This is a genomic window from Kitasatospora sp. NPDC058444, assembly GCF_042721415.1.
Classification (GTDB): domain Bacteria; phylum Actinomycetota; class Actinomycetes; order Streptomycetales; family Streptomycetaceae; genus Kitasatospora.
On sequence record NZ_JBHXLL010000082.1, the window covers coordinates 1 to 11,117 of the forward strand.

The window sequence follows — 11,117 nt, forward strand, 5'->3', positions numbered from 1 at the left end:
CGAGCGGCCGCGCCGGGCCGGGATCTCCTCCTTCGGGATCAGCGGCACCAACGCCCACACCATCATCGAGGCCGTCACCGAGCAGGTCGCCGAGCAGCCGGAGACGAGCGCGGCGCCGACCGCGGCCCCGTGGCTGCTCTCCGCGAAGTCCCGGGCGGCGCTGCCCGCCCAGGCCGAACGGCTGCTGGCCTTCGTGGACGCCAACCCGCAGCTCGCGCCCGCGGACCTGGCCCACGCACTGGCCACCACCCGTGCCCACTTCGAGCACCGCGCGGCCATCGCCGGCGCGGACCGCGCCGAGCTGCGCGACTCGCTGGCCGCGTTGGCCACCGGGCGCACCGCTCCCGGGCTGGTCGAGGGTACCGCCACCGGCTCCCGCCCGGTCTTCGTCTTCCCGGGCCAGGGCTCCCAGTGGCAGGGCATGGCCACCGAGCTGCTGGCCTCCTCGCCGGTGTTCGCGGCCGCGATGGCCGAGTGCGCCGCCGCCTGTGCGCCGTTCACCGACTGGGACCTGCTGGCCGAGCTGAACGGCCCGCTGGACCGGGTGGACATCGTCCAGCCGCTGCTCTGGGCCGTCATGGTCTCGCTGGCGCGGACCTGGACCTCGTACGGGGTGCGCCCCGCCGCGGTGATCGGGCACTCCCAGGGCGAGATCGCGGCGGCCGTGGTGGCCGGTGCGCTGTCGCTGGAGGACGGCGCCCGGATCGTCACCCTGCGCAGCCAGGCCATCGCCCAGGACCTGTCCGGCGGGGGCGGCATGATGTCGGTCGCGCTGCCCGTCGACCAGGTGGAGGAACGACTGGCGGCCTTCGACGGCCGGCTCTCCGTCGCCGCGCGCAACGGGTCGGGATCGGTCGTGGTCGCCGGCTTCGTGGACGCCCTGGACCTCCTGCAGGCCCAGCTCAAGGACGAGGGCATACGGGTCAAGCGGCTGCCGGTGGACTACGCCTCGCACTCCGCGCAGGTCGAGGCGATCCGGACCAGGTTGCTGGAGACCCTGGCGGACGTCTCGCCGCTTCCCGCCGAGGTGCCGTTCTACTCGACCGTCACCGGCGGGCTAGTCGACACCACCGAGCTGAACGCCGAATACTGGTACACCAACCTGCGTCAGACCGTGCTCTTCGAGCAGGCCGCCGAGGCCGCGGTCGGCAAGGGCCATGGCGTGTTCATCGAGTGCAGCCCGCACCCGGTGCTCACCGTAGGCCTCCAGGAGACCTTCGACGGCGTGCGGGCGCTGGGCTCGCTGCGCCGCGAGGAGGGCGGCCCGGCCCGGTTCGCCGCCGCGCTCGGCGAGGCCTTCGCGCACGGCGTCGCGGTCGACTGGCGACAGGTCTTCGAGGGTCTGCGCCCGCGCCGCGTCGAGCTGCCGACCTATGCCTTCCAGCACGAGCAGTACTGGCTGGACAGCGTCTCCGGCAACGCCGACGTCACCTCGGCCGGTCTCACCCGGACCGACCATCCGATCCTGAGTGCGGCGATGACCCGTGCCGACACCGACGGCACCGTCCTCACCGGCCGCCTCTCGCTCGGCACCCACCCGTGGCTGGCCGACCACGTGGTCGGCGGGGAGCTGCTGTTCCCCGGCACCGGCTACCTGGAGCTGGCCCTCCAGGCCGCCGATCAGGTGGGCCTGGGCCGGGTCGCCGACCTCACCCTCCACGCCCCGCTGGTCTTCCCCGAGCACGGTGCGGTGCAGCTGCAGGTCGTGGTCGGCGCGGTGGAGGAGTCCAGCCGCCCGGTCGGCATCTACTCCCGCCCCGAGAGCGAGGCCGACGACGAGCCCTGGATCCGGCACGCCGACGGTGTGCTCGCCCCGGGCGGCGCGCCCGCCGAGCCGGAGCTCACCCTCTGGCCGCCCACCGGCGCCGAGCCGATCGATCTCGACGGGGTGTACGAACAGCTCGCCGAGGCCGGACTCGCCTACGGGCCCGCCTTCCAGGGCCTGCGCGCCGCCTGGCGCCTGGGTCAGGAGGTCTACGCCGAGGTGGCCTTCGCCCAGCAGGTGGACGGCTACGGCCTGCACCCGGCCCTGGCGGACGCCGCCCTGCACGCGGTCGGCCTGACCGGTGTCGCCGAGGACGAGGCGCTGCTGCCGTTCGCCTGGTCCGAGGTGCGCCTGCACGCGACCGGCGCCAGGGAACTGCGGGTCCGGGTCAAGCCCTTGGGCCAGAGCGGCGCGGTGGAGTTGACGCTCGCCGACGCCGACGGCGCGCCGGTGGCGGGCGTCGGCTCGCTCGCCCTGCGCCCGATCCCGGCCGAACAGCTCGCCGCCGCCGCCAAGTCGGCGCGGGCGGGCGCGCTCTACCAGGTGGAGTGGATCACCGCGCCCACCCCGGCCGTCGACCCCGCCCACGACCCGGTGGTGCTGCGCAGCCCGGCGGGTACCAGCGCAGACGAGGTACGGGCAGCCGTGCACACCGTCCTCGACCAGCTGCGCGAGCAACTGGCGGGCGAGGCCACCGTGCTGGTGGCCACCGGCGCCGACCTGGCCGGTGCGGCGGTGGCCGGACTCGTCCGCTCGGCGCAGTCGGAGAACCCCGAGCGGATCGTCCTGGTCGAGCTCGACCAGGACCCGGCCTCCGAAGCGCTGCTGCCCACCGCCTTGGCCGTGGGCGAGCCGCACCTGGCGATCCGGGGCGGCGCCATCCGGCTGCCCCGGCTGGTCCGGGCCGAACCGGCCGCCGACCAGGAACGGTTGGAGCTCGACCCCGCGGGCACCGTGCTGCTGACCGGCGCGAGCGGCGCGCTGGGCACCCTGATCGCCCGACAGCTGGTCACCGAGTGGGGGGTGCGGCACCTGCTGCTGCTCAGCCGCCGCGGCGCGGCCCCCGAGCTCGTCACCGAGCTCACCGAACTCGGCGCCGAGGTCACCACCGCCGCCTGCGACGTGGCGGACCGCGCGGCGCTGGCCGAGGCGGTGGCGAAGGTCCCGGCGGAGCATCCGCTGACCGCGGTGGTGCACGCGGCCGGGGTGCTCGCCGACGGCGTGCTCTCCTCGCTCACGCCCGAGCGGCTGGATGCCGTGCTGCGCCCCAAGGTGGACGCGGCCTGGTACCTGCACGAGCTGACCGCCGGTCTCGACCTCAAGGCGTTCGTCCTGTTCTCCTCGGCCGCCGCCACCCTCGGCTCGCCGGGGCAGGCCAACTACGCCGCGGCCAACGCCTTCCTGGACGCGCTGGCCGGCCACCGCCGGCGGCTCGGCCTGCCGGGCCAGTCGCTGGCCTGGGGCCTGTGGGCGCAGGCCAGCGGGATGACCGGCACGCTGGACGACACCGACCTGTCCCGGATCTCCCGGGGCGGCGTGGCGGCCCTGGCCACCGATGAGGGCTTGGCGCTCTTCGACGAGGCGCTGCACTCCCGGCACCCCGCCGTGCTGCCGATGAAGCTGGAACCGGCCGGACTGCGGGCCCAAGGCGACGTCATGTCACCGCTCTTCCGCGCCCTGGTGCGCTCCCGGCGCCAGGCCGTCTCCGGTCAGCCGGCCGCCGGCGCCGACTCGCTGAGCGGCCGGCTGGCTGCCCTCGCCGAGGCCGAACGCAAGCCCTTCCTGGTGGAGTTGGTGCGCAGCCAAGCCGCCTCGGTGCTCGGGCACCGCTCGGCTGAGGCGGTCGAAGCGCACAAGGCCTTCCGTGAGCTGGGCTTCGACTCGCTGGCCGCGGTCGAGCTGCGCAACGGCCTGGCGGCGGCCACCGCGCTGCGCTTGCCGGCCACCTTGGTGTTCGACTACCCCAACCCCCTCGAACTGGCCGGCTACCTGCTCGACCAGCTGGTCGGCACCCTGGCGGCCGTGCCGGTGCAGGCCGCACCCGCCCGCTCGGAGGAGCCGATCGCGATCATCGGGATGAGCTGCCGCTACCCCGGCGGCGTGAACTCGCCCGAGGATCTGTGGAAGCTGGTCGTCGGCGAGGTGGACGCCATCGGCGAGTTCCCCACCGACCGAGGCTGGGACCTGGAGTCGCTCTACGACCCGACCCTGGACCGCCCCGGCACCAGCTACGCCAAGCACGGCGCGTTCCTGTACGACGCGGGCGACTTCGACGCCGACTTCTTCGGCATGGATCCGGAGGAGGCGCTGGTCACCGACCCGCAGCAGCGGGTCCTGCTGGAGACCGCCTGGGAGGCGCTGGAGCGGGCCGCCATCGACCCGGTCTCGTTGCGCGGCAGCGCGACCGGGGTGTTCGCCGGCGTGATGTACCACGACTACTTCGAGAGCTACGGCTCCGGCAGTGTGGTCTCGGGCCGGGTCGCCTACACGCTCGGTCTGGAGGGGCCGACGCTGACGGTGGACACCGCCTGCTCCTCCTCGCTGGTCGCGTTGCACCTCGCGGTGCAGTCGCTGCGCCAGGGTGACTGCACCCTGGCACTGGCCGGCGGGGTGACGGTGATGGCCACCCCGGGGACCTTCGTCGAGTTCAGCCGGCAGCGCGGCCTGTCGCGCGACGGGCGCTGCCGCCCGTTCGCGGACGCCGCCAACGGCACCGGTTTCGGCGAGGGCGCGGGCGTCCTGCTGCTGGAGCGGCTCTCGGATGCCCGCCGCAACGGCCACCAGGTGCTGGCCGTGGTGCGCGGCACCGCGATGAACCAGGACGGTGCTTCCAACGGCATCACCGCCCCCAACGGTCCCGCCCAGCAGCGGGTGATCCGCCGCGCGCTGGCGGCGGCGGGCGTGCCCGGCGGCGAGGTCGACCTGGTCGAGGCGCACGGCACCGGCACCACGCTGGGCGACCCGATCGAGGCGCAGGCCCTGATCGCGACCTACGGCAGCGAGCACACCGAGGAGCGCCCGCTCTGGCTCGGCTCGATCAAGTCGAACATCGGACACACCCAGGCCGCGGCCGGGGTGGCCGGCGTGATCAAGATGGTGCAGGCGATCCGCCACGGGGTGCTGCCCAAGACCCTGCACGTGGACGAGCCGTCCCGGCACGTCGACTGGACGGACAGCCACGTCCGGCTGCTCACCGAGTCGTTGGCATGGCCCGAGTACGACCACCCGCGCCGGGCCGGGATCTCCTCGTTCGGGATCAGCGGCACCAACGCGCACGTGGTGATCGAGGCGGCGCCCAGCGCTCCCGGTGAGGAGGCTGCCGTGCTGGTGGAGCAGCGGCCACAGGCTCCGCTGCTGCTCTCGGGCCACAGCCCGCAGGCGCTGCGCGCGCAGGCCGAGCGGCTGTTGAGCCACCTGGGCGAGCGGGCCGAGCTCGATCCGCGCCAGGTCGCGGCGGCGTTGGCGAGTGCCCGCGGCCACCACGCCCACCGGGCGGCGGTGAGCGGCGGTGACTGGGACGAGCTCCTGCGCGGCCTGCGGTCGTTGACCGAGGGCCATGCCTCGCCGAGCGTGGCGCTCGGCACCGCGACAGCGGGTCGCACCGCGTTCCTCTTCTCCGGCCAGGGCTCGCAACTGGTCGGCATGGGCCAGGAGTTGATCGACACGTTCCCGGCCTTCGCGGCCGCCTTCGAGGAGGTGTGCGAGCGGCTGGATTCGCTACTCGACCGGCCGCTGCGCGAGGCGCTGTCCTCGGCCGAGCTGCTGGACCGCACCGAGTACACCCAGCCCGCCCTGTTCGCGCTCGAAGTCGCGCTCTTCAGGCTGCTGGAGTCCTGGGGCATCCGCCCCGACCTGCTGGCCGGGCACTCCGTCGGCGAATTCGCCGCTGCCCACGTGGCCGGGGTCTGGTCGCTGGCGGACGCCGCCCGACTGGTCGCCGCGCGCGGCCGGCTGATGCAGGCGCTGCCCGCCGGCGGCGCGATGGTGGCGATCAAGGCCACCGAGGCCGAGATCGAGCCGCTGCTGACCGAGCGGGTGAGCATCGCGGCGGTCAACGGGCCGAGCTCCGTGGTGATCTCGGGCGAGGCGACGGCGGTGCGCGCGATCGCCGAGCGGTTCGAGCGGACCAGGGAGCTGGCGGTCAGCCACGCCTTCCACTCGCCGCTGATGGAGCCGATGCTCGCCGAGTTCCGCGAGGTCGCCGCCGGGCTGGAGTACCACCCGCCGCGGATCGCCGTCGTATCCACCCTGACCGGCGCGCAGGCTGCCGCGCAGGAGCTGTGTTCACCGGAGTACTGGGTGCGCCACGTGCGCGAGGCGGTGCGCTTCGCGGACGGCGTGCGGGCGCTGGTGGAGGCCGGTGCGTGCCGGTTCGTCGAGATCGGTCCAGGCGGGGTGCTGACCGCGCTGGCCGCCGAGAACCTGGCCGAGGGTCCGAGCGGTGACGCCGCGCTGATCCCGCTGCTGCGCAAGGACCGGCAGGAGTCGGCGGCGGTGCTCACCGCCCTGGGCGCCTTCCACGTTCACGGCGGCGCGGTGGACTGGGCGCGGCTGCTGCCGGCCGGTGCCGCGGTCGAGTTGCCGACGTACGCCTTCCAACGCCGCCGGTACTGGATGGCGAGCGAGCCGGCGGGCTACCGGGCGACGGTGGACCACCCGCTGCTGGGCAGCGCCGTGGACCTCGCGGGAGGCGAGGGCACGCTGTTCACCGGACGGCTCTCGTTGCAGAGCCATCCCTGGCTGGCCGATCACGCGGTCGGTGGGGTGGTGCTGCTGCCCGGTACGGCGTTCGTCGAGATGGCGCTGGCGGCCGGCGCGGACCTCGGGGCCGGCGCGGTCGAGGAGCTGACCATCGCCGAACCCCTGCTGCTGCCCGAGCAGGGCACGGTCCGGCTGCAGTGCACCGTGCGTCCGGCCGATGCCGGGACCTGGACGTTCCAGGTGTACTCCCGCACGGCGGACGAGCTGGGGGCACCTCCCGGCCGCCAGGCCGGGGGACCGTGGACCTCGCACGCCACCGGGTTGCTGCGGGCCGCTTCGGCCCCGGCGCCCGGCACGTCGCAGGCCTGGCCGCCGGTCGGCGCCGAGGCGCTCGACCTGGAGGGGACCTATGAGCGCCTGGCCGAGCTCGGCGCCGAGTACGGCCCGCTGTTCCAGGGGCTGCGGGCCGCCTGGCGGCTGGCTGACGAGGTCTTCGCCGAGGTCGAACTCCCGCTGGAGACCGATCGGTTCGGCATTCATCCGGCACTGTTCGACGCCTCGCTGCACGCCATCGGACTGCGGGCGGGTGCGGCGCGCCGGATGAGCCTGCCGTTCGCCTGGAGCGGGGTCGAGCTGTACGCCGTGGGCGCGCGGGCGCTGCGGGTGCGGATCAGCCCGGCCGGCTCGGACGCGGTGCGGATCGAGCTCGCCGACGGGGCCGGTGCCCCGGTGGCCCGGGTGGAGTCGCTGGTGCTGCGCGAGGTCGCGGTGGACCGGCTGGCCACGGCCGGCGGCAACGACTCGCTCTTCGCCCTGGAGTGGACCGGGCTCACCGGCGGCCCAGTGCCCTCGGGCGGACACTGGGCGGTGCTCGGTACGCACCGGCGGCGGCTGCTGGACGCCTTGGCGGTGCAGGTCGCCACGGTCAGTACGGTCGCCGACCTCGACGAGCTCGCGGCGCTGGCCGACCCGGTGGACGTCCTGGTGCTGCCCTGGGCGGGCGGTGACGATCCGCGGGCGGTCCACGAGGGCCTGGCCGCGCTGCTCGGCCGCCTGCAGTCCTGGCTGGCCGACGATCGGTTCGCGCAGGCGACCGTGGTCGTGGCGACGAGTGGCGCGGTCTCGCCGACCGGTGAGGACGTCACCGACCTGGCCGCTGCGGCGGCCTGGGGGCTGATCCGCACGGCGCAGTCGGAGAATCCCGACCGGATCGTGCTGATCGACCTGGACGACCACGACGCCGACGACGAGGCCGACCCGGGTTGGCACCTGCTGCCGGCCGCCGTCGCCTGCGGCGAGGCGCAGATCGCGGTGCGTTCGGGTGTGCTCAACGTGCCGCGGCTCACCAGGGCGGCGAAGGTCGTACCGGACGCCCCCGTCGAGTGGAGCGGCCGGGTGCTGCTCACCGGCGGCACCGGGGCACTGGGCCGCCTGGTGGCCCGTCACCTGGTCACCGAGCACCGGGTGTCGAGCCTGCTGCTGCTCAGCCGGCGCGGCGAGGCGGCGCCCGGCGCCGCCGAACTGCACGCCGAACTCGCCGGCCTGGGCGCCGAAGTGACCATCCTGGCCTGCGACCTGGCCGACCGGGAGGAGCTGGCCGCAGTGCTGGCGCGCTACCCGGTCTCCGCGGTGGTGCACTCCGCGGGCGTGCTGGACGACGGGACGCTCGCCTCGCTGACGCCCGAGCGGTTGTCCGCCGTGCTGCGACCCAAGGTGGACGCGGCCTGGCACCTGCACGAGCTGACCAAGGACCGACAGCTGTCGGCGTTCGTCCTGTTCTCCTCGGCGGCCGGTCTGCTCGGCAGCCCCGGGCAGGCGAGTTACGCCGCCGCCAACGCGTTCCTCGACGGCCTGGCCCTGCACCGCAGGGCGGTCGGCCTGCCGGCCACCTCGCTGGCCTGGGGCGCGTGGTCGGGCAACGGCGGCATGGCCGACCGGCTCAGCGAGGCCGACAGCCGCCGGATGGCCCAGTCGGGGGTGGGCAGCCTCAGCGAGGAGGCCGGCCTGGCCCTGTTCGACGCCGCGGTCGGCCGGGCGGAAGCCGTCCTGATGCCCGCACGGCTCGACCTGGCCGCCCTGGCCCGGGGCAACCGGGTCCCGCCGCTGCTGAGTCGGCTGGTGCGCTCCTCGTCCGCGCGGCGGGTGGCGCAGGCAGCCTCCACGGCCTCGGCCGCGCTGCGGCGCAGCCTGGCCGGGCTGGTCGGCCAGGAGCGGATCGCGTTCCTGCTCGAGCTGGTCGGCACCCAGGCGGCCGGGGTGCTCGGGGTCACCGAGGTGGCACTGGACCGGGCATTCAGCGAACTCGGCTTCGACTCGCTGACGGCGGTGGAGTTCCGCAACCAGCTCAACGAGGCCACCGGGCTGCGTCTCTCGGCCACGCTGATCTTCGACTACCCGAACCCGATGGTGCTGGCCCGGCACCTGGAAGCCGAACTGGCCCCGGCCGAGGGCTCGGCCGGCGAAGTGCAGGAGACTGCGGTGCGCCAGGCGCTGGGCGCGATCCCGCTGGCCCGGCTGCGCGACGCCGGCCTGCTGGACAGCCTGCTCGAACTGGCCGGACTCAAGGCCGAGTCCGCCGCGGAGTCGAAGGGCGACGACGGCGAGAGCGGCGAGTCGATCGACACGATGGACATCGAGAGCCTGATGAACCTGGCCCTTGACGACTTCGGTGGACAGGAGGAGCTGTGACAGGGGGTACTCCGGTGGCGAAGAGTGGGAGCAAGGAGCAGCCGCAGAACCCGGGCACCAGGATGGTCGACGCCCTGCGGGCCTCGCTGAAGGAGACCGAACGGCTGCGGGAGCAGAACCGCAAGCTGACCGCGGCCCTGCGCGAGCCGATCGCGATCGTGGGCATGGCCTGCCGCTATCCGGGTGGGGTGACCTCGCCGCAGCAGCTCTGGGAGCTGCTGACCGAGGGCGGGGACGGCATCACGCCGTTCCCCACCGACCGGGGGTGGGACGCCGACCTCTACGATCCGCGGCCGGGTCTGGAGGGCAGGTCCTACGTCCGCGAGGGTGGGTTCCTGCACGAGGCCGGCGCGTTCGACGCCGGGTTCTTCGGGATCTCGCCGCGTGAGGCGCTGTTGATGGATCCGCAGCAGCGGTTGCTGCTGGAGAGTTCCTGGGAGGCGTTGGAGGGTGCGGGGATCGATCCGGTCTCGCTGAAGGGCAGCCGCACCGGTGTGTTCGCCGGGGTGATGTACCACGACTACTTCGGTGCGTTCGGCAGTGGCAGCATCGTGTCGGGCCGGGTCGCCTACACCCTCGGCCTGGAGGGTCCCACCCTCTCGGTGGACACCGCCTGCTCCTCCTCGCTGGTGGCGCTGCACCTGGCGGCGCAGTCGCTGCGCGGCGGCGAGTCCACCCTCGCGTTGGCCGGCGGTGTGACGGTGATGGCCTCGCCCGGCACCTTCGTGGAGTTCAGCCGCCAGCGCGGGCTCTCCCCGGACGGCCGCTGCAGGGCGTTCGCGGAGGGCGCGGACGGCACCGGCTTCGCCGAGGGCGTCGGTGTCCTGGTGCTGGAGCGGCTCTCGGACGCCCGCCGCAACGGGCACCAGGTGCTGGCCGTCATCCGTGGCTCCGCGGTGAACCAGGACGGTGCCTCCAACGGGCTGACCGCGCCCAACGGGCCGTCCCAGCAGCGGGTGATCCGTCACGCGCTGGCCGCTGCCCGGCTGTCGGCCGCCGATGTCGACGTGGTCGAGGCGCACGGTACCGGTACCACGCTGGGCGACCCGATCGAGGCGCAGGCCCTGCTGGCCACCTACGGCCAGGACCGTGGTGAGGACCGACCGCTCTGGTTGGGCTCGATCAAGTCGAACATCGGTCACACCCAGGCGGCGGCCGGTGTGGCCGGGGTGATCAAGATGGTGCAGGCGATGCGCCACGGTGTGCTGCCCAAGACCCTGCACGTGGACGAGCCCTCCGGCAAGGTGGACTGGTCGGCGGGCGAGGTCCGGTTGCTGACCGAGGCCCGGGCCTGGCCCGAGGTCGAGCGGCCGCGCCGGGCCGGGATCTCCTCCTTCGGGATCAGCGGCACCAACGCCCACGTCATCCTCGAACAGGCCCCGGCCGCGGCCGAGCAGCCCGAACCCGACCCGGCACCGCCGATGGCCCTGTGGCCGCTCTCCGCCCGCACTCCGCAGGCACTGTCGGCCCAGGGCGAGCGGCTGCGCGCCTTCGTCGCCGACCATCCTGAGCTGGAGGCAGGCGCGGTGGCCAGGTCGCTCGGCACCGAACGCGCCGTCTTCGAGCACCGGGCCGCCGTCCTCGGCCCGGACCGCGACCGACTCCTCGACGGGCTGGCGCTGTTGGGCGCCTCGGACGACTCGCTGGCGGTGCTGCGCGGCCGGGCCCGCACAGGGGCCAAGACCGCCTTCCTGTTCACCGGGCAGGGCGCCCAGCGGCTCGGGATGGGCGCGGAACTGCGGGCCCACTACCCGGTGTTCGCCGGGGCCTTCGACGAGCTGAACGAACGACTCGGGGTCGGCACCGCCGAGGTCCTCTTCGGCACCGACCCCGACCGGGTCGATCGGACCCTGTACGCGCAGTCCGGTCTCTTCGCTTTCGAGGTGGCGCTGTTCCGGTTGTTGGAGTCCTGGGGTGTGGTGCCGGACTTCCTGGCGGGGCATTCGATCGGTGAGGTGGCGGC

At 74.2% G+C, this 11,117-nt stretch carries 2 protein-coding genes; both read left to right on the forward strand.

The window, feature by feature from the left end:
• The coding region (locus tag ACFWP2_RS39220) for an SDR family NAD(P)-dependent oxidoreductase (RefSeq protein ID WP_380460867.1) at window positions 1-9,154 on the forward strand (9,154 nt) is incomplete at its 5' end.
• A gap of 14 nt (window positions 9,155-9,168) precedes the next feature.
• On the forward strand, window positions 9,169-11,117 hold a 1,949-nt coding region (locus ACFWP2_RS39225; protein ID WP_380460869.1), incomplete at its 3' end, for a type I polyketide synthase.